General features: G+C 62.6%; 14 protein-coding genes. 3 read left to right on the top strand and 11 right to left on the bottom strand.

What is annotated here, in order from left to right:
* The 6 genes from ACIPOO_RS10760 to ACIPOO_RS10735 form a co-directional block, all read right to left on the bottom strand.
* On the bottom strand, window positions 1-669 hold the full coding sequence (locus ACIPOO_RS10760) for a formate dehydrogenase subunit gamma (protein ID WP_400606589.1): 669 nt from the start codon (window positions 667-669) through the stop codon (window positions 1-3).
* The gene (gene fdxH / locus ACIPOO_RS10755) at window positions 666-1631 is read right to left on the bottom strand and encodes a formate dehydrogenase subunit beta (protein WP_400606587.1); all 966 of its coding nucleotides are present in this window, start codon (window positions 1629-1631) and stop codon (window positions 666-668) included. The genes ACIPOO_RS10760 and fdxH overlap by 4 nt, the downstream gene beginning before the upstream one ends.
* Entirely contained in the window at window positions 1631-4696 is a 3066-nt protein-coding gene (fdnG, locus tag ACIPOO_RS10750) for a formate dehydrogenase-N subunit alpha (protein WP_400606585.1), read from the bottom strand. Before fdnG ends, fdxH begins: the two co-directional genes overlap by 1 nt.
* Before the next feature lie 286 nt (window positions 4697-4982).
* Window positions 4983-7217: a 1,4-alpha-glucan branching protein GlgB gene (gene glgB / locus ACIPOO_RS10745; RefSeq protein WP_400606583.1), complete on the bottom strand. Its 2235-nt coding sequence runs from the start codon at window positions 7215-7217 to the stop codon at window positions 4983-4985.
* Window positions 7218-7219: 2 nt separating this feature from the next.
* Window positions 7220-10540, bottom strand: a complete 3321-nt coding sequence (gene treS, locus ACIPOO_RS10740; RefSeq protein ID WP_400606581.1) for a maltose alpha-D-glucosyltransferase — start codon at window positions 10538-10540, stop codon at window positions 7220-7222.
* A gap of 16 nt (window positions 10541-10556) precedes the next feature.
* Window positions 10557-12593, bottom strand: a complete 2037-nt coding sequence (locus tag ACIPOO_RS10735) for an alpha-1,4-glucan--maltose-1-phosphate maltosyltransferase (RefSeq protein ID WP_400606579.1) — start codon at window positions 12591-12593, stop codon at window positions 10557-10559.
* A 319-nt stretch (window positions 12594-12912) separates the two neighbouring features.
* Between ACIPOO_RS10735 and ACIPOO_RS10730 the strand changes: the two genes are divergently transcribed.
* Entirely contained in the window at window positions 12913-13077 is a 165-nt protein-coding gene (locus ACIPOO_RS10730; RefSeq protein ID WP_274131111.1) for a hypothetical protein, read from the top strand.
* A gap of 86 nt (window positions 13078-13163) precedes the next feature.
* Here the strand turns inward: ACIPOO_RS10730 and ACIPOO_RS10725 are convergent, their stop codons facing one another.
* Window positions 13164-13679, bottom strand: coding sequence for an MgtC/SapB family protein (locus ACIPOO_RS10725; RefSeq protein WP_400606576.1), 516 nt, complete (start codon window positions 13677-13679; stop codon window positions 13164-13166).
* 126 nt (window positions 13680-13805) lie between these two features.
* On the opposite strand from ACIPOO_RS10725, the gene ACIPOO_RS10720 reads away from it, so the two are divergent.
* Window positions 13806-14054: a DUF3203 family protein gene (locus ACIPOO_RS10720; protein WP_400606574.1), complete on the top strand. Its 249-nt coding sequence runs from the start codon at window positions 13806-13808 to the stop codon at window positions 14052-14054.
* Window positions 14055-14290: 236 nt separating this feature from the next.
* Window positions 14291-15754: a GntR family transcriptional regulator MpaR gene (gene mapR, locus ACIPOO_RS10715; RefSeq protein ID WP_400606572.1), complete on the top strand. Its 1464-nt coding sequence runs from the start codon at window positions 14291-14293 to the stop codon at window positions 15752-15754.
* 159 nt (window positions 15755-15913) lie between these two features.
* Here mapR and ACIPOO_RS10710 read toward each other — a convergent pair whose 3' ends face one another.
* The 4 genes from ACIPOO_RS10710 to ACIPOO_RS10695 all read right to left on the bottom strand — a co-directional run bounded on the left by ACIPOO_RS10710 (window position 15914) and on the right by ACIPOO_RS10695 (window position 23525).
* A complete protein-coding gene (locus ACIPOO_RS10710; RefSeq protein ID WP_274131115.1) occupies window positions 15914-16660 on the bottom strand; it encodes an SDR family oxidoreductase in 747 nt (248 codons plus the stop codon).
* A gap of 52 nt (window positions 16661-16712) precedes the next feature.
* Window positions 16713-18803: a putative bifunctional diguanylate cyclase/phosphodiesterase gene (locus tag ACIPOO_RS10705; protein WP_400606570.1), complete on the bottom strand. Its 2091-nt coding sequence runs from the start codon at window positions 18801-18803 to the stop codon at window positions 16713-16715.
* Between the two features lie 127 nt (window positions 18804-18930).
* Window positions 18931-20421: an efflux transporter outer membrane subunit gene (locus ACIPOO_RS10700; RefSeq protein WP_400606568.1), complete on the bottom strand. Its 1491-nt coding sequence runs from the start codon at window positions 20419-20421 to the stop codon at window positions 18931-18933.
* Window positions 20418-23525 (bottom strand): efflux RND transporter permease subunit, encoded by a 3108-nt coding sequence (locus tag ACIPOO_RS10695; protein WP_400606566.1) that lies wholly within the window; start codon window positions 23523-23525, stop codon window positions 20418-20420. The genes ACIPOO_RS10700 and ACIPOO_RS10695 overlap by 4 nt, the downstream gene beginning before the upstream one ends.
* Window positions 23526-23606: the final 81 nt, after the last annotated feature.

Below are 23606 nucleotides of genomic sequence, written 5' to 3'. Positions count from 1 at the left end.
TCATCCTTTTTTTGTCACGCGGGTGGGTGTCTGATCCTTATCGACCACTTGGCGATACCACAATTCATGGTGTTTCTTCGCCCAGCGACGGCTGACCCAACCATGGAGCATGGCACTCACCGAGCCCTTGATCCAGATCCCGGCGTAGATGTGCACGATAATGCTGGTGATGAGCACAAATCCGGCCAGCGCATGAATCAAGGCGCCCAGGCGAATCACCGTGATGTCGAAGTACTCGCTGAAATACGCCCGCCAGATCACCAGGCCGCTGACCAGCAGCCCGAGCATGCACAGCAGCAAGGTCCAGAACAGCAGTTTCTGCCCCGGGTTGTACTTGCCCACCGGGGGCACGCCCTCTTCCTCGTTTTTCATCACCCGGTCGATGCGCTTGAGCCACAGCCGGTCGTTGGCGATGAACAGGTTGGCGCGCCAGAAACGCAGCACCAGCCCCAGGAAGAACACGAACATCGCCACGCCCATGAACGGATGCAGGATGCGTGTCCACGGCCCGCCGCCGAACAGGTTGGTCAGCCAGAACATCGCCGGGTGAAACAGCGCGAGGCCCGACAGCCCGGCCATGAAAAACAGGATGGCGACGATCCAGTGGTTGGTCCGTTCGTTGGCGTTGTAGCGCAGGATGGTCTTGCCCGGTTCGCGGTTCTCGTTCATGGCCGGCGCTCCCCATCAGGTCCCGGTTGGTTTGGCTGTCCGCTGCGTGGATCGTAGACGTGCACCGCCGGATCGACCTCGTGAACGTCCGGGTCCTTGCCGTGCTCGCTGTGCGGGTCTTCCTCCCGCTGCGGGCCGATGCGCACGTAGTGGAAGAACCCGGCCAGCACCGCCAGCCCCATGGCCAGCAGGCCCAGCGGCTTGGTCACGCCTTTCCACAAGCCCACCAACGGGCTGATTTCCGGATTGAGCGGCAGCCCGGCGTAGAGCCTGGGATCGTCAGCGTGGTGCAACACGTACATCACATGGGTGCCGCCAACACCTGCCGGGTCATACAGGCCTGCGTTCTCGAAGCCACGAGACTTGAGGTCCACCACCCGCTCGGCGGCGTGGGTCTTCATGTCGGCCTTGGTGCCAAAGACGATGGCGCCGGTCGGACAGGTTTTCACACAGGCCGGTTCCAGCCCCACCGAGACCCGATCCGAGCAAAGAGTACATTTGTACGCCTTGTGGTCTTTCTGCGAGATTCGCGGAATGTTGAACGGGCAACCGGTGATGCAGTAGCCGCAGCCGATGCAGTGGTCCTGGTTGAAATCGACGATGCCGTTGGCGTGCTTGATGATCGCGCCGGGGCTGGGGCAGGCCTTGAGGCAGCCTGGGTCGGCGCAGTGCATGCAGCCGTCCTTGCGGATCAGCCACTCCAGATTGTTATCCGCAGTTTCGTGTTCGGTGAAGCGCATCAGGGTCCAGGTCTGGGCGCTCAGGTCCTGCGGGTTGTCGTAGGTGCCGTGGTTGTGGCCGACCTCGTCGCGCAACTCGTTCCATTCCGAGCACGCGACCTGGCAGGCCTTGCAACCGATGCACTTGGTGGTGTCGATCAGCTTGGCGACTTCCTCAAGCTGGCGCACCGAGGACGGCACCGTGGTGGTGGCCGAACGGGCAATCACATCCTGAATGGCCATCAGATTTTCTCCAGGTTGACCAAAAACGACTTGGATTCCGGGGTCTGGGAATTACCGTCACCCAGAAACGGCACCAGGGTATTGGCCAGGTAGCCATTGCGCGTGGTGCCGGTGAAGCCCCAGTGGATCGGGATACCGATCTGATGCACCACCTGATTGTTCACCTGCAAGGGGCGAATGCGCTTGGTCACCACCGCCACGGCCTCGATGAAGCCGCGCTTGCTGCTGACCCGCACCCGATCCCCCGCCACGATGCCCTTCTCCTTGGCCAGCGCCTCGCCGATCTCGACGAACTGCTCCGGCTGGGCAATCGCATTGAGGGTGCAATGCTTGCTCCAGTAGTGGAAGTGCTCGGTCAGCCGGTAGCTGGTGCCCGCGTAGGGGAAGTCCTTGGCCACGCCCAACGTGTCCCACACCGAATCGAACACGCGCCCGGCCGGGTTGCTGGTGGCCTGCTTGTTGTTCGGATGCAGCGGGTTGATGCCGATGGGCGTCTCGAAGGGTTCGTAGTGCTCGGGAAACGGCCCCTCGTTCATCTTGTCCACGGCGAAGAACCGCGCCACGCCCTCGGGGTTCATGATGAACGGGTTCATCCCCGCCTCAGGCGCGGACGTGGGTACGAAGTCTGGCACGTCGGTGCCGGTCCAGACCTTGCCGTTCCACCAGATCAGGCGTTTCTTCGGATCCCAGGGTTTGCCCTGCACGTCGGCCGACGCGCGGTTATAGAGAATGCGCCGGTTGTTCGGCCACGCCCAGGCCCAGCCCTGATGCTGATGCATGCCGAACGGGTCGCTGTTGTCGCGCCGGGCCATCTGGTTGCCGGCCTCGGTCCAGCTGCCGCAGAAGATCCAGCAACCCGATGCCGTGCTGCCGTCATCTTTGAGCTGCGCAAAGGCCGTCAACTGCGCCCCGCCCTTGACCGCCGCGCCTGAGGCGTCGGTAAAGTCGGTGGTGGCCGCGCCGTTGATCTCCTTGGCGATCTCTTCCGGCGAAGGCTCCTCGGGGATCTTGTACGGCCAACTGAGTTTGAGCAAAGGTTCGGCGTAGGCCCCGCCCTTCTCCAGATACAGCTTGCGCAGGCGCAGGAACAGCTCGCTCATGATGCGCACGTCGGTGATCGCCTCGCCGGGGCCCTCGGCACCCTTGAAGTGCCATTGCAACCAGCGGCTGCTGTTGACCAGCGAGCCGTCCTCTTCGGCAAAACAGGTGGTGGGCAGGCGAATCACTTCGGTCTGGATGTTTTCGCTCTGCACGTCGTTGTACGGCCCCACGTTGTGCCAGAACTCGGAGGTCTCGGTGGCCAGCGGGTCCATCACCACCAGCCACTTGAGCTTGGCCAGGGCCTTCATCACGCGGTTCTTGTCCGGCAGCGCGGCAATCGGGTTGAAGCCCTGGCACAGGTAGCCGTTGACCTTGCCGCTGCCCATCATGTCGAACATCTTCAGGACGTCGTAGCCGGGAATGTCCAGCTTGGGCAGCCAGTCATAGCCCCAGTTGTTCTCGGCCGTGGCGTTGGCGCCGTACCAGGATTTCATCAGGCTGACGTGGAACTTGCTGTAGTTCTGATAGTAGGACAGTTGCCCCGGCCGCAGCGGTTTCTGCGTGCGCTTGGTGATGTAGTCGTTGTAGTTTTGCTCGCCGTCGCTGGCCAGGGTCAGGTAACCCGGCAACGAGTTGGAGAGCAGCCCCAGGTCGGTCAGGCCCTGAATATTGGAGTGACCACGCAGTGCGTTCATCCCCCCGCCAGGCATGCCGATATTGCCCAGCAACAGCTGCACCATGGCCGCACTGCGGATGATCTGCGCGCCGATGGAGTGCTGCGTCCAGCCCAGGGCGTAGAGGATGGTCATGGTCTTGCCGGGGACCGAGCAGGTGGCGATTTCCTCCCAGATCTTCATCATCTGATCCTGGGGCATGCCGCAGGTCAGACTGGCGATGTCGGCGGTGTAGCGGCTGTAATGCTGCTTCATCAACTGATAGACGCAGCGCGGATCCTGCAGGGTCGGGTCGACCTTGGCGAAGCCGTCCTCGCCCAGCTCGTAGCCCCAGCCGGACTTGTCCGTGTAGACCCGTTTGGTCGCGTCATAGCCGCTGAAGATGCCGTCTTCAAAGCCATAACCGGCTTTGACGATGAACGAGACGTCGGTGTAGTTGCGCACGTATTCGTGCTGGATCTTGTCCTGGGTCAGCAGGTAATTGATCAGCCCGCCCATGAACGCGATGTCGCTGCCGGTGCGAATCGGCGCGTAATAGTCGGCCACGGAAGCGGTACGGGTGAAACGCGGGTCGACCACGATCAGCCGCGCCTGGTTGTGCGCCTTGGCTTCGGTCACCCATTTGAAGCCGCACGGGTGCGCTTCTGCGGAGTTGCCGCCCATTACCAGAATCAGGTTCGCGTTGGCGATATCGGTCCAGGTATTGGTCATGGCTCCACGGCCATACGTCGGGGCAAGACTTGCCACCGTCGGGCCATGTCAGACACGTGCCTGATTATCGAACCCCAGCATGCCGGTTGCGCGAATGACCTTGTGGGTCATGTAGCCTGCTTCGTTGGAAGCCGCCGATGCCGCGAGAAAGCCCGTGGTGAGCCAGCGGTTGACGGTTTCGCCCTTGGCGTTCTTCTCGATGAAGTTGGTGTCGCGGTCTTCCTTCATCAGCTCGGCCACGCGGTCCAGGGCTTCATCCCAGGAAATGCGCGTCCATTCCTTGCTGCCTGGCTTGCGCACCTGCGGGTACTTGAGGCGGCTGGGGCTGTGAATGAAGTCCAGAAGGCCCGCGCCTTTGGGGCACAGGGTGCCGCGATTGACCGGGTGGTCGGCATCGCCTTCGATATGGATGATGTTTTGCGCCACATTCTTGGCCGCATCGCCCTGGCTGTACATGATGAGTCCGCAGCCGACCGAGCAGTACGGGCAGGTGTTGCGGGTTTCATGGGTGTGGGCGAGCTTGAAGTGGCGTATCTGCTCGGCGAAAGCGGGCGCGGGCGCCATGCCCAACGCCGCCAGGCTCGAGCCTCCAAGGCCGATTGCAGCGACCTTGAAGAACTGCCGACGGTTGAGGTCCATCGTGCACTCCTCATCAGGGAATGATCCCGGTACATGGCCGGGAGAGTGTTCGATCACGGTGTCGACAGCGCAGCATCGACCGTTTCAGCGTAGTTCAGATTGTGCGCGGGATCATGAAAATGGACGGTTGGCGAGGGGTGGAAGCCCTGTAGGAGCGCGCTTGCCCGCGACAGCGGTGTGTCAGTCGACATCGAGGTGCCTGACCTGACGCCATCGCGGGCAAGCGCGCTCCTACAAGTGAGGCGTTCCCACGCGGGAGCGTGGGAACGATCATTACCGGGCGGGGTTATTCCTCGCGGACCGGTTTGAACACCACCACGGCCAATGGCGGCAGATTCAACGCCAACGAAACCGCCTGCCCGTGGCTCTTGATCTCGTCGGCCGTCACCGCCCCGCCGTTGCCGACGTTGGACCCGGCATACACGCCAGCGTCGGTGTTGAGCAATTCCGCCCATTTGCCACTGAACGGCACGCCCACCCGATAGCCATGACGCGGCACCGGGGTCAGGTTCGCCACCACCAACAGCGGTTCGCCCTCGCGACTCCAGCGCAAGTAGGCATACACGCTGTTGCCAGCGTCGTCGCCAATCACCCACTGGAAGCCCTGCGGCTGGCAATCCTGCTCGTACAGGGCTTTCTCCGAGCGATACAACCGGTTCAAGTCCCCCACCAGCGTGTGCACACCCTTGTGCTCGGCGTAGTTGAGGAAATGCCAGTCCAGCTCGGTGTCATGGTTCCACTCGCGCCATTGCCCGAACTCGCAACCCATGAACAACAGTTTCTTGCCCGGGTGGGTCCACATGAACGTTAGATAAGCCCGCAGGTTGGCGAATTTCTGCCAGCGGTCACCGGGCATCTTGTCGATCAGCGAATGCTTGCCGTGCACCACCTCATCGTGGGAAATCGGCAGGATGAACCGCTCGGACCACGCATACACCAGCCCGAAGCTCAGCCGGTCATGGTGATGCTGGCGATGGATCGGGTCCTGCTCGATGTACTTGAGCGTGTCGTGCATCCAGCCCATGTTCCATTTATAGGCGAACCCCAGGCCGCCCTGTTGGGTCGGCTGGCTGACACCCGGCCAGGCCGTGGATTCCTCGGCAATCACCAGCGCACCCGGGGCCTCCAGTGCTACCACGTCGTTGAGGTGACGCAGGAAATCGATCGCTTCCAGGTTCTCGCGGCCACCGTAGCGGTTCGGCACCCACTCCCCGGCCTTGCGCGAATAGTCGCGGTACAGCATCGACGCCACGGCATCCACCCGCAGGCCATCGACATGGAAATGCTTGAGCCAGTGCAGGCCCGAGGCGATCATGAAGCCATGCACCTCGGTGCGGCCCAGGTTGTAGATCAGCGTGTCCCAGTCCTGGTGGAAGCCCTCCTGCGGGTTGCCGTACTCGTACAGTGCGGTACCGTCGAATTGCGCGAGGCCGTGGGTGTCGGTAGGGAAATGCGCCGGCACCCAGTCGAGGATCACGCCGATGTCGTTCTGGTGACAGGCATTGACGAAGGCCGCGAAGTCCTCAGGCGAGCCGTAGCGCGCGCTCGGGGCGAATTGCGAGAGCAACTGATAGCCCCAGGAACCGCCGAACGGGTGTTCCATGATCGGCATCAGCTCGATGTGGGTGAAGCCCAGGTCCTTTACATAAGGAATCAACTGGTCAGCCAGTTCGCGCCAGTTGAACGGGCGATCCGGCTCGTCTTCGCCGCCGTGGTGCCAACGCCATGAGCCTGCGTGCAACTCATAGATCGACAGCGGCTGGTGCACATCCTGCTTGTCGCCACGGGACTGCATCCAGTCATGATCCTGCCAGTCGAAGCTCAGCGGCGCGGCCACCTTGGAAGCGGTGTCAGGCGGCAGCTTGGTGGCCAGGGCCATCGGGTCGGCCTTGAGCGGCAGGACGCCGTGCTGCCCCAGAATCTCGTACTTGTAGGCCTCGCCCGGCCCGATGCGAGGAATGAAGACTTCCCAGACGCCGCTTGGGTGTCGCGCACGCATCGGATGCCTGCGCCCGTCCCAGCTGTTGAAATCCCCCACCACCGACACCCGGCGGGCGTTCGGCGCCCAGACCGAGAAGCGCACGCCATCGACGCCATCGACGTTCTTGACCTGTGCCCCCAAGGCGCTACTCAGGTCGCGGTGATTGCCCTCGGCGAACAGGTAGAGGTCCATCTCTCCCAGCAACTGGCCGAAGCTGTAAGGGTCCTCGGTGATCTGCTCGCCCGTGGCCCAGTTGATCTTCAACAGATAAGGCTCGCGAGTCTCGAAGTGCCCGGCGAAAAAGCCGGGCTTGTCACTCATCGTCAGCTCGCCCAGATCGCGTTCCCCGTCGCGGGACAGCACGCGCACCCCCAGGGCCTGTGGCAGGTAGGCACGGATCACCTGGCCATTCTTGCCGTCGCTGTGGGGGCCGAGTATGGAGAACGGATCGGGGTGTTCGGCGCGGATCAACGCGTCCATATCGCCGGCGGTTGGCAACACATCCCGGTTGCCCTTGCCGAATTGGTCAGACGCACTCATTTTCATTCTCCATCAGACAAGTTCAACAGCCCGCGCAAGCCTTGAAGCGGTACCGACAACCAGGTCGGCCGATTCTCGGCCTCGTAGGCCACTTCATAAGCGGCTTTTTCCAGGGTGAACAACGCCAGTGCAGCGGCCTCTCCCTTGGCATCCTTCCAGGCGTGGGCGACGTCGGCGGTGGCCGTGTTGTAGCCACCGAGGAACGCTTCCCGCGCCTGTTGTAGATAGATCTGTGCGACCTGTTCGCGCGCAGCATTGGCGGCGGGCGATGTGTCGGCCGCCAGCGCATTTCGCATGGCCATGGCGCCAGCGTAGTCGAAAGATCGCAACACGCCGCTGACATCTTTGAACGGGCTGTATTTGGCCCGTCGTTCCTCCAGCGGCCGGGCAGGTTCGCCCTCGAAATCAATCAGATAGGCATCACCCTTGACCACCAGCATCTGCCCAAGGTGCAGGTCGCCGTGGACGCGCATGCGCAGCCCGCCGACCGATTGTTTGGCCAGGGTCTGCACCTGTGCAAGCAGCGCCTTGCGCTGGCCGAGCAACTCGCCGACCAGTTGCTGGTCGTCCGCCTCCAGCGAATCGCGATGCTGCTCAAGCAGCCCCAATGCACGCTCGACCTGCGCCGAAACGCTGTGCGCCGAGGCCTGTGCGTCCTTGACCGAGGTGACTTCGGTTTTGAAGTCCGGGTTGTCGGTCGGCGCGCTGAGCACCACGTGCATTTCGCCCAGACGTTGCCCCAGCAGCGCAGCAAAATCCTTGAGTTCGATCAACGCATTGGAGTGTTGTTCAAGGTCCGAGCGCCCGTGGGCCATTTCGTCACGCACGGCGCGTTCCAGGTTGTTCTGCGTCCACTCCCAGGCATCGCCCTGGTTGCTCAGATACCCTTGGGCGATCATCAGCAGATTGCTCTGGCCTTCATTATCGACCCGCACCACGGCGCCCAGCAGCGGTGAGATGTGCGCATAGCCGGCTTCGGTCAGGTAGGCACCCATTTCCAGTTCAGGGTGGGTACCGGCACTGACCCGGCGAATCATTTTCAGCACCAGGCTGCTGCCAACCACCACCGAACTGTTGGACTGTTCGGCCGACAGGTAGCGCACCTCGGACTCGTCGTTGAGTCCCAGCGGCGCCAGTTGCGAGGTCTGCTGGAAGCGCAGTTCGCCGTCGCCGGTGGGCAGGACGGTCTGCTGTTGCATGCCCGCGATCACCGCGCGAATGAACGGCTCAAGGGTAAAGGCATCGGTAATCAGCCCGACCTGCCGCCCGCGACGCACCCTCGCCAGCGCCAGTTGCTGAGGCAAGGCGCTGCTGAAATCATCTTCGGCGAGAAAGCCGAACGGCAACTGATAGCGGGCCACTTCGCCGCCCGCAGAAACTTCGATCTCGCTCAGCAGCACCGGCCGCTGGGTGGTGCCGAAGCGCACCGCGTAGGCAATGTGCACCTTGTCGATGGCCGTGCCCTTGCCCGCGAACCAGCGGCGCTTGGGCAGGTAGACCGACAACGAGGTCTGCTCCATGGTCTGGCGCAGGGGTTCTTCGAGCAATTCTTCCAGGCGCTGCTTGAGCACCAGGGTCGGGAAGTCCGGCATGCTCTGGGCCGGCTCGACGTGCCAACTGGGCATCTGATTCTCCGCGGCCAGCAAGAACCAGTAGAAGCCGTAAGGAGGCAACGTCAGCAGGTAATTGAGCTGGCCAATGGGTGGGAAGGCGCTGCCGCCGAGCATCTCCACCGGCACCGTGCCGGCGTAATGGGACAGTTCGAGTTCGGCAGCCTGGGACGCCGCCGAAACGTTGGCGACGCACAGGATGATTTCGGTCTTGCCGTCGGGCCCGGTGTATTCACGGGTGTAGGCCAGGATCCGGCGGTTGCTCGGCGAAAGCATTTTCAGCGTGCCGCGCCCGAAGGCCTTCTGCTGCTTGCGCACGGCGAGCATGCGCCGCGTCCAGTTGAGCAGCGAATGAGGGTCCTGATCCTGGGACTCGACGTTGACCGACTGAAAGCCGTACAGCGGGTCCATGATCGGCGGCAGCACCAGGCTTGCCGGATTGGCCCGGGAGAACCCGCCGTTGCGGTCGATCGACCACTGCATGGGCGTGCGTACGCCGTCGCGGTCGCCGAGATAAATGTTGTCACCCATGCCGATTTCGTCGCCGTAATACAGGGTCGGCGTGCCTGGCATGGACAACAACATGCTGTTGAGGAGCTCCACGCGGCGCCGGTCCCGTTCGAGCAACGGCGCCAAGCGCCGACGGATGCCGAGGTTGATGCGCGCACGGCGGTCAGCGGCGTAGTAGTTCCACAGATAGTCGCGCTCACGGTCGGTGACCATTTCCAGGGTCAGCTCATCGTGGTTGCGCAGGAAAATCGCCCACTGGCAGTTTTCCGGGATTTCCGGGGTCTGGCGCAGGATGTCGGTGATCGGAAAGCGGTCTTCCTGAGCCACGGCCATGTACATGCGCGGCATCAGCGGAAAGTGAAACGCCATGTGGCATTCGTCGCCGTCCTTGCCCTTGCGATCGCCGAAATACAGCTGGGTGTCTTCGGGCCACTGGTTGGCCTCGGCCAGCAGCATGCGGTCCGGGTAATTGGCGTCGATTTCGGCACGAATCTGCTTGAGGACGTTGTGGGTTTCTTGCAGGTTCTCGTTGTTGGTGCCGTCGCGTTCGATCAGGTACGGAATGGCGTCCAGGCGCAGGCCGTCGATGCCCATGTCCAGCCAGTAGCGCATCACCTCCAGCACCGCCTTCATCACCTGCGGGTTGTCGAAGTTCAGGTCCGGCTGATGGGAGTAGAAACGGTGCCAGAAGTACTGCCCGGCGACCGGGTCCCAGGTCCAGTTGGATTTCTCGGTATCGAGGAAGATGATCCGCGTGCCGTCGTACTTCTGATCGTCATCGGACCAGACGTAGAAATCCCGGGCCTTGGAACCCTTCTTCGCATGTCGCGCCCGCTGGAACCACGGGTGCTGGTCCGAAGTGTGGTTGATGACCAGCTCGGTGATGACCCGCAGCCCACGCTTGTGCGCCTCGGCGATGAATTTCTTCGCGTCGGCCATCGTCCCGTAATCGGTGTGGATGCCACGGTAATCGGCGATGTCGTAGCCATCGTCGCGCCGCGGTGACGGGTAGAACGGCAACAGCCAGATGGTGTTGACGCCAAGCTGGGCGATGTAGTCCAGCTTGGCGATCAGGCCGGGAAAGTCGCCGATCCCGTCGTCGTTGGAGTCGAAGTACGACTTCACATGTACCTGGTAAATCACCGCATCCTTGTACCAGAGCGGATCGTCGATGAAGGCTGCGTTCCGGGTTTTCTTCGCCATGGCCACTCGCGTCCTGTTATTGGTGTGTGGCTTTGATTCGCCAGATGCCAAACGGCTGATAGGAAGGGTCGATGCGCATCCACTGGGTTTTCCCGTACCAGGTCCAGGAGTGGCCGGTCATCAGGTCCTCGCCAAAGGTTGCGGCATCATCGGGCAGGCCCATTTCCCACAGCGGCAGCTCGAAGTGCGCCTCTTGCGCGTTGTGCGGATCGAGGCTGACGGCCACCAGCACGAAGTTGCTGCCGTCATGACTGCGCTTGCCGAAGAACAGGATGTTGTCGTTCCAGGCGTTGTAGATCCGCAAGCCCAGGTGAGTCTGCAGGGCCGGGTTCTGCCGACGGATACGGTTGAGCTGGGCGATCTCGGCGATGATGTTGCCGGGCGCGGTGAAGTCCCTTGGACGGATCTCGTATTTCTCCGAATCCAGGTACTCCTCCTTGCCCGGAACCGGCGCCGATTCGCAGAGTTCGAAGCCCGAATACATGCCCCACAGACCCGAGCCCATGGTCGCCAGCGCCGCCCGGATCAGGAATCCTGCGCGGCCCGAATCATGGAGGAAGTAGGGGTTGATGTCCGGCGTATTGACGAAGAAGTTCGGCCGGTAGCACTCGCGCCACGGCGTCTGATTGAGCTGGGTGAAGTACTCGGCCAGCTCGGCCTTGGTGTTGCGCCAGGTGAAATAGGTGTAGCTCTGGGAGTACCCGACCTTGCCCAGGCGAGCCATCATCGCAGGCTTGGTGAACGCCTCGGCAAGGAACATCACGTCCGGATGCTGGGCGCGCACGTCCGCGATCATCCATTGCCAGAATGGCAACGGCTTGGTGTGCGGGTTGTCGACGCGGAAGATCTTCACGCCCTCTTCCACCCAGCCCAGCACCACGTCGCGCAGCTCGAGCCACAGGCTGGGAATGGCATCCGGCGCGTAGAAATCGACGTTAACGATGTCCTGATATTTCTTCGGCGGGTTTTCCGCGTAACGAATCGTGCCGTCCGGACGCCAAGAGAACCAGCCCGGATGCTCCTTGAGCCAAAGGTGGTCCTGGGAGCACTGGATGGCGAAGTCCAGGGCGATTTCCAGCCCGTGGTCGGCAGCGGCCTTGACCAGATTGCGGAAGTCTTCCCGGCTGCCCAGTTGCGGATGAATCGCTTCATGGCCGCCGTCGGCACTGCCGATGGCATATGGGCTGCCCGGATCGTCAGGACCGGCCTTCAGGGAGTTGTTCGGGCCTTTGCGGTGCGCGCGGCCGATGGGGTGAATCGGCGGAAAATACAGCACGTCGAAGCCCATGTCGCGGATCATCGGCAGGCGGCTGTGCACGTCGTTGAAAGTGCCGTGGCGCTGCTTGTCGTCGGTGATCGAGCGCGGAAACAGCTCATACCAACTGGCGAACTGGGCCAGCTCACGCTCCACGTCCAGCGGGAATTCCAGGCTGCGGCTCAGGAACGCGTGGTTGTCGGCATGGGACATGATCGCGGCAGTTTCGCTGTTGAGCAGCAAGGCCACCTGCGCTTCATGGTCGGTATTTTCGCCCAGACGCTGCAACAGGCTGTCGATCTGCCCACGCAGTTCATGCTGGCTGCGCTCGGCGGCATGCACCAGGTGCAGGCGCCCTTCTTCCAGTTCCAGGCCGATGGGCACACCGGCTGCGTATTTTTTCTCCAGCTCGTAGCGATAGCTGGCGAACAGGTCGATCCAGGCTTCCAGCCGGAACAGGTAACGGCTGACGCTGGTGGGCGTGAACTCGCCGATCCAGCTGTCGTTGCCCAGGTCGCGCATCGGCGCCTTGTGCCAGTCCTGCTCGTCTGCCGCACGATAGCGAATGCGCACCGACATCTTGTCGTGGCCGTCGGCAAACACCTTGCTGGTCACGGTGACCGGCTGGCCGATGATCGCCTTAGCCGCCAGCGTGCCGGCCTCGATCACCGGCTGCGTGTCTTCGATGACAATGCGCGGCAGTTGCAGGGCCTGTGTCAGGGGTAAAGGCTGGGTTGGGTGGGGAACATCGGTGGCCAGAGAGTCCGGGCCGTATGGCTGATCAGCAGTCACATTCATCGAGCATCACTCCTCACGCCCCAGGGACGCTCCTTGTTAAGAGTCCTTTCCATCGACATCCAATCCTTGATACGTAAAGGAAGGCCACCGGACTGAACCCGCCCGGAATTGGCCGCATAGGTTCCGAAGCCTGCCTTGGGGAAAAGTTCAAAGAGCTTGCGACGCAAAAATTCGATCCGTTGCCCAGCTTAGCCGCAGGATCGAAAAGCACGTGCAAATCGCCGGAAATCTTCAAACAGACCCGCTGTCGAACCCTGCAAGCGCGCTGAAATCCGGTATTCCCGCCTGTTCAAACCTGCGCTCTCAGGAAGGTGAAGCAATGAACATTCCCATTCCCGCAGAAACGCCCGACCCGAACATCGATGACCCCGAATTGCCGGTGCCCAAACCCGAGGAGCCGCCGCCACCGACCATGCCACCGGTGATCGAACCGCCCAAGGGCGATCCGCCCAGCCAGGAGCCGCCTGCGGTGTTGTGGGAGTGAGCGTGGTGTAGCAGCACGGCTTGCCGGCGGGGCGCATCTGGAATCGCCCCGCGGGCAAGCCTGGCTGCTACGGGGCGGTGGCGATCTCAAGGTTGATGTGAATCCCTGTCCTGCGGCGGCTCGAACCGATCGGTAATCAACGGCACCAGACTGAAGATCCCCAGCGCCAAAACGGTGCTTACCACCGCTGTCATTTCCCGCCCCATGCCTGCGGCGATGCCGATGGCTGCGGTCATCCACAAACCTGCCGCGGTGGTCAGGCCCTTGACCTGGGCCGTGCTGAGCTTCTCGCCCTTGAGGATGGTGCCGGCGCCAAGAAAGCCGATCCCTGCAACAAGCCCCTGCACTACACGACTCAACGCTGCATCATCGGCACCGGCCAGCCGAGGCACCAGCACGAACAGCGCCGCGCCCATGCACACCAGCATGTGTGTTCGCACCCCGGCAGCCTTGCCCTTGTGTTCGCGCTCGAAGCCGAGAATGCCACCCAGCACTGCCGCGATTACCAGACGCACCACCACCTGGGTCAGCTGTTTGGCATCAGTAATGTCCGAGAACTCGGATTGCAACGTGTCGACGACTTCTTGCCACCAGGTATTCATCGCCATTCCTTCTGATGCCGTTGAAGAATGGACCGCATCCAGCGTCAGGAGTGCTGGCGGTCGGAATCCGGAAACGATGCAAAACCCTGGCAGTCGCACCTAGATACACCTTGAAGGAGCGCGACCATGCCACTGGAATTCGACAGTACCCATGAATACTGCTCTGCCTACATAGACGGCGCGCAATACCGCAGCGCGGTGGCGGATGTGGTGATTACCACCAACGACGAGACCCACATGTCAGAGGCCCATATCGGCGGCAAACAGGTGCCGATCACAGAGGCAGAAGCGGATGCGCTGACGGTGTACAAGGCCAAGGATCTGCGGCATCACACCATTGGTGTTGAGCCGGGTGAGGATTCGCCGGTGATCTAAATCCCATGCCGTTCACCTTACCTGTAGGAGTGAGCTTGCTCGCGATGGGGCCGGATCGTTAGGCGCATTTATGTCTGATCTGCCGCTATCGCGAGCAAGCTCACTCCTACAGGGGATATGGCGAACATGCGGGGCGTGAACTGATCCGGTATTAATCGCTAAGACTGCATCTGTACTGAAAACAGTCTGACGCGCATATTCCGTGCTCATCTGCACCGAATATTCGCGAGCCCTCCATGAAGCGTTATGAAAAGTTTGCCGACGACATCGCCGAAATGATCCGTTCCGGCGTACTTGCCTCCGGCCAGCGCGTGCCTTCGGTGCGTTACGCCAGTCAGACCCACGGGATCAGCCCGTCCACGGTGTTCCAGGCCTATTACCTGCTGGAACGGCGCGGCCTGATTCGGGCGCGGCCCCGCTCGGGGTATTTCGTCAACGACAGCTTCGTCAATGAAAGTATCGCCAGCCAGCGCTTTGAAATACCCGCAGTCCCAGAGGCTCTGCCGGCGAATCAGGTCAGTGAAAGCACCGAAGTGGATGTCAGTGAGCTGGTGTTTTCCGTGCTCGAATCGATCAAGGATCCGAACACTGTTCCTTTCGGCTCGGCATTCCCCAGCGCCGGGCTGTTCCCGCTGCAACGCCTGGCGCGCTCCCTGGCCAGCGCCACCCGGGACATGGACCCGAGCATGGTGGTCAGCGATTTGTCGCCGGGCAATCCGGTGCTGCGCCGGCAGATCGCGCTGAGGTACATGGTCGCCGGACAAGTGTTGCCCATGGAGGAATTGCTGATCACCAATGGTGCCCTGGAAGCTTTGAACCTGTGCCTGCAGGCCGTGACCGAGCCCGGTGATCTAGTGGCCATCGAAGCCCCGGCCTTTTACGCCTGCCTTCAGGTGCTGGAGCGTTTGAAACTCAAGGCGGTGGAAATTCCGGTGCATCCCCAGACCGGCATTGACCTGGCCGTGCTGGAGCAGACCCTGCAACGCCATCCGGTCAAGGCCTGCTGGAGCATGACCAGCTTTCAGAACCCTACCGGGGCGACCGTCTCTCAGGACCGCAAGCGGGACCTGGTCGAGTTGCTGCGCCGGCATCAGGTGCCGCTGATCGAAGACGATGTCTACGCAGAACTCTATTACGGGCAGAACGCGCCCAAGCCTGCCAAGGCCTTTGATACCGAAGGGCTGGTGTTGCATTGCGGGTCGTTCGCCAAGAGCCTGGCTCCGGGGTATCGCGTGGGATGGGTGGCGGCCGGGCGGTATGCGCAGAAGGTTGAACGGCTGAAACTGATGACGTCGCTGTGCGCCTCGATGCCCGCCCAGGCCGCGATTGCCGACTATCTGCAACATGGCGGCTATGACCGGCACCTGCGCAAACTGCGTAACAGCCTGGAAGATCAGTTGCGGGCGATGCTGGGCGCCGTGGCCCGGCACTTCCCGCCGCAGACGCGGGTCAGCCAGCCGTCAGGCGGGTATTTCCTATGGCTGGAGTTGCCGGAGCAGATCGATTCGCTGAAGGTGTTCCAGATTGCGCTGGCCCAAGGCATCAGCATCGCCCCCGGCCCGATGTTCTCACCCACCCGCCGCTTCAAGAATTGCATCCGCCTGAACTACGGCAGCCCCTGGAACGAGACGTGCGAGCGGGCGATGGAAACTCTGGGCAAGATTATCCGCTCGATGATGGGAAGCCACACCGCGTCGTAGCAGTCCGGCTTGCCGGCATGAGCGCCGTACGACTGTGGGAGCGGGCTTGCCCGCGAAAGCGGTGTGTCAGGCACCATGATGGAGACTGATCTCACGCTTTCGCGGGCAAGCCCGCTCCCACAGGGATCTGCGAGTTCATGTGAGTTGCGGCACGGGTGGTCAGCGGCCGCCACCCAGGTCGATGAAGGTGCCGGTGGAATACGACGCTTTATCCGACAGCAGCCAGACGATCGCCTCGGCCACTTCGTCGGCCAGCCCGCCGCGGCCCATGGGGATGGTCGGCTCCAGCTTGCTGACCCGCTGCGGGTCGCCGCTGAGGGTGTGGAACTCGGTGAAGATGTACCCCGGACGCACCGCATTGACCCGCACGCCCTCGCCCGCCACTTCCTTGGCAAGGCCGATGGTGAAGGTATCCAGCGCACCCTTGGACGCCGCGTAGTCGACGTATTCGCCCGGCGAGCCCAGCCGCGCCGCCACCGAGGACACGTTGACGATACTGCCGCCGTGCCCGCCATGGCGGGGCAACATGCGCAACAGCGCGTGCTTGCTGCACAGCATCGGGCCGACCACGTTGCTCATCATGATCTTGAGCAGGCGGAACTCGGACATGGTGTCGACCCGAGACGTCTCCCCCACGGTACCGGCGTTGTTGACCAGCGCGGTGATGCGCCCAAGGTCGGCGTCCACGCGGGAGAACAGGCGAATGATTTCATCTTCGTTGCTGACGTCGGCCTGGACCGCAATGGCGTGGCCGCCCGCTTCGCGAATCTGCCCGCAGACCCGTTCGGCCGCCGCGTGATCGGAAAGGTAGTTGATGCAGACGCGATAACCCAGTGATGCCGCCAAAACTGCCGTGGCCGCTCCGATACCTCTGGAGCCGCCAGTGATGAGGAGGTTTTTATCCATGGAATTTCCGATTAAAAATCCAAGCTTCTTAGAGGGGTGTCACACGTAAACGTCAGAGAGTGCTCTCGGATACCCGTTTCTGCGCTGCGCTAATATCCGCCATGAAGCGGTCCGCTGGCAATGGATGCCCCAGCAGATAGCCTTGCAACGAGTCGCAACCCAGTTGGGTCAGGAAGCTCTGCTGGCTGGTGGTCTCCACGCCTTCGGCGACGATGCGCAGGTTCAGCGCCTGGCCGAGGGCGACGATGGCCGAGACAATCGCCGCATCATCGCTGTCGCGTTCCAGTTCGCGAACGAACCCGCGGTCGATCTTCAGCTCGTTGGCCGGCAAGCGCTTGAGGTACATCAGGCTCGAATAGCCGGTGCCGAAATCGTCGATGGACAGGTCCACCCCCATGTCGGAAAGCTTCTGCAGCACCGTCATGCTGGCATCGGCGTCGCTCATGGCGGTGGTTTCGGTGATTTCCAGGGTCAGGCAGTTGGCCGGCAGCCCGTGGGCCGACAACGCAGTGGCGACGGTTTTCACCAGCCCTGCGTGGCAGAACTGCAACGCCGACAGGTTCACGGCGATCCGCCAGTGGGTGTACCCCGCGTCGTACCAGACGCGCATCTGGCGGCAGGCCTCATTGAGCACCCACTCGCCGATGTTGATGATCAGGCCGGTCTTTTCGGCAAGGCCGATGAATTTGTCCGGCATCAACAGCCCGTGCTCCGGGTGATTCCAGCGCACCAGGGCCTCGGCGCCCACCGGTGCGCCCGAGCCTGCGGCAAATTTTGGCTGGTAATGCAGGCAGAACTGGCCCTCGCGCAGGCCGACGCGCAAGTCCTGCAACAGTTGCAGCTGATTGCGTGCGTTGGTGTTCATCGACGCGTCGAAGAAGCTGTAGCCGTTTTTCCCCGCGCTCTTGGCGTGGTACATCGCGGCGTCAGCGTTCATCAGCAGTTCCTGCTGGGTGCGGCCGTTGCCGGGGTACAGGCTGATACCGATACTGACCGTCACTTGCAGGTCGTGGTCCTGTACGTTGAACGGCTTGCCCACCAGCGCCACCTGACGCGAAGCGACGGTGGTGGCGTCGTCTACTTCTTCAAGCTCCACCAGCAGCACGAATTCATCGCCGCCGATGCGGGCCAGGGTGTCGTGGCGGTGGAAGTTCTCGCGCATGCGCGCGGCCACTTCCTTGAGCAGCAGGTCACCGACGTGATGGCCGAAGGCATCGTTGACCGGCTTGAAGCCGTCCAGGTCCATGAACATCAGCGCGAACAGGCCGCCCTGGGAGTCAACCTTGCGCATGGCCTGCTCAATGCGGTCAGCCAGCAGGATGCGGTTGGGCAGCCCGGTCAGGGTGTCGTGCAGCGCCAGTTGAGTGAGTTCGCGGTTGGCCTCGCTCAGCGAGTGCGCAAGCTGCGCGGTGCGCGCCTCAAGACGCGCATCCAGCACCGAGGTAAGCAAGGTGATGGTCAACACGGCAAGGCTGGTCACCAGCACCAGTTTGTCCAGCCCGTCGGTGCGCAGGCCGGTGACCGCCGAGCCGCAGAAACTGCCCTCGGGGAAATTCGCTGCGGCCATGCCGGTGTAGTGCATGCCGACGATGGCAAAGCCCATGACCACCGCCGCCCCGCCGCGCCAGAGCTGCACGTGGGGTGTCTGCCCACGCAGGCGCAGCGCGATGCACAGGGCGGCGCCCGAGGCGGTCACGGCAATCACCAGGGAGGCGACGAACAGCGTGGGGTCGTAATCGATGCCCGGTTGCATGTGCAATGCCGCCATGCCGGTGTAGTGCATGGTGCTGATGCCGGTGCCCATGGCCAGCGCGCCAAACAGCACATGCAACACTGGCACGTGGCGATGGCTCACCAGCCACAGGGCAAAGCCCGAGGACAGCACGGCCACCAGCAGGGAAACCAGGGTCAGGGTGAGGTCGAAGCCAAGGTCGATAGGCAACTGGAACGCCAGCATGCCGATGAAATGCATGGACCACACGCCGATGCCCATGGACAACGCCCCGCCGCCGATCCACATCAGCCGCGAACGCCCCCGCGATGCCTGGATGCGTCCGGCAAGATCCAGGGCGGTGTAGGACGCCAGGATTGCCACCACGATGGAAACCAGGACCAGCGACAACGTGTAGTGTCCAATCAGCATGGCGCGCGACTCAAACTCAACCAGGAAAGGCTCTGACAGCCCAGGAATTCGGCGGCGATTCTACCGGTTTCTGCAAGAATGTCGCGGTTATTCCGTCGCAATCATGGCAATAGGCCTCTACCCATGATCAGCGGCGGGAAAACGCCGGTTCCTGCGCAATATCTGTCTCGGTATTCCAGCCGCCACCCAATGCCGCGATCAACTGGACGCTGGCAATCAGTCGGCTTTGCAGCAATGTCAGCACGCTGCGCTCATTACTCAATGCAGTGGTTTGTACGTTCACTACATCAAGATAGCCAATCAATCCGGCTTTGTATTGGTTACTGGTCAGGCGCAGCGATTCACGGGCGGCATCCAGTGCCTCTTTGCGCACCCCTGCCTCTTGCTCGTAGACGCGCAATTGCGACATGTAATCCTCGACTTCCTTGAAGCCGTCGAGCACGGTCTGGCGATACTGGGCCACGGTCTGGTCATACACCGCCTCCGTGCGATCGACCTCGGCCGAGCGCTGGCCGCCGTCGAACAGGGTCATGGCCAGTTGCGGCCCCACGGACCAGAAGCGGTTCGGGAGGCTGATCCAGTTGCTGAAGGTACTGCTGCTGTAGCCGCCGCTCATGCTCAAGGTCAGATCGGGGTAGTAGGCAGCCTTGGCCACGCCGATATTGGCGTTGGCCGCCATCACCGACCGTTCGGCGGCGGCGATGTCGGGGCGACGCTCCAGCAACTGCGATGGCAGTTGCGCCGGAATCTGCGGCAAGGCCGGAATGTCGGTGGTCGGCGCCAGGCTGAAATCCGCAGGTGGCAGCCCCATGGCCACGGCGATGGCACTCTCGAACTGCGCTCGCTGCCAGGCCAGATCGATCAGGTCGGCCTGGGTGCTCTTGAGCTGGGTTTGTGCCTGAGCCACGGCATCGCGCCCGGAAATCCCGGCGCGATACTGGTTCTGGGTCAGTTTGAGCGACCGCTCGTAGGCCTGGACCGTGGCTTCCAGCAGGCGTTTCTGCTCGTCGATCACTCGCAGTTGCAGGTAGTTCTGCACCAGCAGCGACTGCTGGCTCAGGCGAATCGACGCCCAGTCGGCGAGGCTTGCCTGGGCACTGGCCTTGTCTGCTTCCAGGCCACGGCGCAGTTTGCCCCAGACGTCCGCCTCCCAGCTCACGCCCAGTTGCGCGTTGTAGGTGTCGCGAATCCCGCTGCTGGAACTGCTCAGGCTGGAACTGCTGCTGCCGGTGCCCTGGCTTGAACGGTTCTTGCTGGTGGTCAGGTCCAGGGTCGGAAAGAACGCACCACGGGCGCTCTTGACCAGCGCCAGCGCCTGCCGGTACTGCGCCTCGTTCTGGGCGATGGTCTGGTTGGAGGTGTTGAGTTTCTCCACCAGCCCGTTCAACTGCGCATCGCCGTAGACTTCCCACCAGGCGCCACGGGCCATGGCATCGCTGGGGTTGGCCTGGGTCCAGCCTTCGGCCTGCTTGAAGTGCGCGGGGGTGGCGGCGTCCGGCTTTTTGTAGTCCGGGCCGACGGCGCAGGCACTGAGCAGCAAGGCGCACAGGCTGACGCTGAAAATGCGCCGAAATGGCAAGGTCCGCTGTGTCACAGAGGCGTTCAGACGAATGTTCATAGCGGCGTTTCCAGAGCGGCATCCGTCTGCACACCGCGCCACTTGTTGAAGCGATGGCGCAGACGGTCGAGGTAGAGGTAAACCACCGGGGTGGTGTAGAGCGTGAGAATCTGGCTGAGAATCAGGCCACCGATGATGGTCAGGCCCAGTGGACGGCGCATTTCCGCCCCTTCGGCGCTGCTGAGCAGCAAGGGCACGGCACCCAGAATTGCCGCCAGGGTCGTCATAAGGATCGGCCGCAGGCGTTGCAGACAGGCGTTGCGGATCGATTCCAGAGGTGTCATGCCACTGCCCCGTTCCAGTTGCAAGGCCAGGTCGATCATCAGGATCGCGTTCTTTTTCACCACGCCAATCAGCAGGAACAGCCCCAGCAGGGAAATCAGGCTGAATTGCCCGCCGGTCAGGTAGATGCTCAGCAGCGCGCCGACACCGGCAGACGGCAGCGTCGAGAGGATGGTCAGCGGGTGAATGTAGCTTTCATAGAGAATCCCGAGCACCAGGTAGACCGCCACCAGCGCCCCGAGAATCATCCATGGCTGGCTCTTCTGCGTTGCAGCGAAGGCGTCGGCGGTGCCGGCCATCTTGGCGATCACGTCTTCGGGCAAGCCGACAGCCGCCACGGCGCGCTCGATGGCGGCGGTGGCCTGGTCCAGGGTCACGCCGTCGGCCAGGTCGAACGATACGTTATCCGAGGCAAACTGCCCGTCGTGGGTGACCCGGTCATCTTCCAGGCTGCGCTCGTAATGGGCGATGGTCGACAGCGGCACCCGCGCACCATCGGCGGTGATGACCTGCACCTGCTCCAGGGTCACCGGATCCAGGGCGTATTTCGGATTGACCTCCATCACCACCTGGTACTGGTTGAGCGGGTCGTAGATGGTCGAGACCTGGCGCTGGCTGTAGGCGTTGTTGAGCACCGTGGTGACCATATTCATGTCGATGCCCAGGCGCTTGGCAGCGTCCCGGTCAACGATCAGGGTCACTTGCTGGGTGCCGCCGCCGTCGTGGGCGTCGATGGCGGTCAGTTCCTTGAGGGATTTCAACGCCGTGACCACCTTCGGATACCAGTAGCGCAGGCTTTCAAGGTCGCCACTCTGCAGGATGTACTGGTACTGCGAGGTGGTCTGCTCGCGGCCGCCGCCCAGTTGCAGGTCCTGGTCGGGCTGCAGGAACAAGCGCCCGCCAGGGACCTGGGGCATTTCCTTGCGCAGACGCTCGACCACCTGTTCGGCGCCGATCTTGCGCTCGGCAATCGGCTTGAGCCGCACGATGATAAAGGCGTTGCCGGTACCGCCGTTGCCACCAATGAAGCCGGCCACGCTCTGCACCGCCGGATCCTTGAGAATCGCGTTGCGGAACACGTCCATTTTCGGCTGCATGACCGAGAACGACAGGCCGTCATCCCCGCGCACGAAGCCCATCAATTGCCCGGTGTCCTGCTGCGGCAGGAAGGTCTTGGGCACCACCACGTACAGCGCGATATTGACGCCGATGGTCAGCAGCAGCGTGACAATGGTCAGGCGCCGGTGACGCAGGGCCCAGCCCAGGCTTTTGTCGTAACCGGCGACCATGCGGTCGTTGACCCGCTGGCTCCAGCGTTGCAGGCGATTTTCGGTGCCCGGCACATGGGGTTTGAGCCAGCGGGCGCAGAGCATCGGGGTCAGGGTCAGCGACACCACCAGCGAGACGATGATCGACACCGACAAGGTGATGGAGAACTCGCGGAAAAGGCTTTCCACCAGCCCGCCCATGAACAGGATCGAGATGAACACCGCCACCAGCGACACGTTCATCGACAGCAGGGTGAAGCCCACCTCCTCCGCACCGCGATACGCCGCCTGCATCGGCGGCACGCCTTCGTCGATATGCCGGGAGATGTTTTCCAGCACCACGATGGCGTCGTCCACCACCAGCCCCGTGGCCAGGATCAACGCCATCAGCGACAGGTTGTTCAGGGAGAAACCGCACAGGTACATGATGGCGAACGTGCCCACCAGCGACACCGGCACCGCGAGGGTCGGGATCAGCGAGGCGCGGAAGTTGCCCAGGAACACGAACACCACCAGGATCACCAGCACAACGGCGATCAGCAGGGTCATTTCCGCCTCATGCAGGGTGGCCTTGATCACCGGCGAGCGGTCCATCGCCAGGTCCAGTTTCACGCTGGAGGGCAACACCGCCTGCAACGCGGGAAGCTGCGCCTTGATCGCGGCCACGGTCTCGATGATGTTGGCCCCGGCCTGACGGTTGATGACCAGCAGCACGGCGGCGTCCTTGTTGAAGAAGCCGCTGTTGTAGCGGTCTTCCACTGAGTCCTTGACCTTGGCCACGTCCTTGAGGCGCAGCGCCGCGCCGTTCTGGTAATGGATGATCAGCGGCTCGTAATCCTTGGCCTTTTCCAGTTGGTCGTTGGCCTGCACCTGCCAGTTATGGTCGGCGTTTTCCACGAAGCCCTTGGGTCGGCGAACGTTGGAGCCAGAAATCGTGGTGCGCACCTCGTCCAGCGACACGCCGTACTGGTCCAGCAACTTGGGCTCCAGTTCCACCCGCACTGCGGGCAGCGAACTGCCGCCGATCTGCACCTCGCCCACGCCGCTGACCTGGGACAGGCTCTGGGACAGGATGGTCGAGGCCATGTCGTACAGCTGGCCCTTTTCCAGCACATCGGAAGTCAGCGACAGCACCATGATCGGCGCCTGGGACGGGTTGACCTTCTTGTAGGTCGGCATGCTGCGCATCCCACTGGGCAACAGGTTGCGCGAGGCGTTGATTGCGGCTTGCACCTCCCGCGCCGCGCCGTTGATGTCGCGGTCCATGTCGAACTGCAGGATCACCCGCGTCGAGCCCTGACTGGAACGGCTGCTCATGGTGTTGACCCCGGCAATGGTGCCCAGGGACCGCTCCAGTGGCGTGGCCACGCTCGAGGCCATGATTTCCGGGCTGGCGCCGGGCAGCGAGGCGCTGACCACGATCACCGGGAAATCCATGTTCGGCAGCGGCGAGACCGGCAGCAAGCCGAAGCTCAGCCCGCCCAGCAGCATGATCGCCAGGCTCAGCAGCATGGTCGCCACCGGGCGGCGGATGAAGGGGGCCGAGAGGTTCATGAGCAGCTCCAAGCCACAAGCCGCAAGCTGCAAGCCGAAGCCGCGCCGCCTGTCAGCTTGAGGTCCGGCGCATGAGGGGTG

The sequence above is a fragment of the Pseudomonas sp. NPDC090201 genome (assembly GCF_044746825.1).
Classification (GTDB): Bacteria; Pseudomonadota; Gammaproteobacteria; order Pseudomonadales; family Pseudomonadaceae; genus Aquipseudomonas; species Aquipseudomonas putida_AD.
This window is presented reverse-complemented; position numbering and strand designations above follow the sequence as displayed.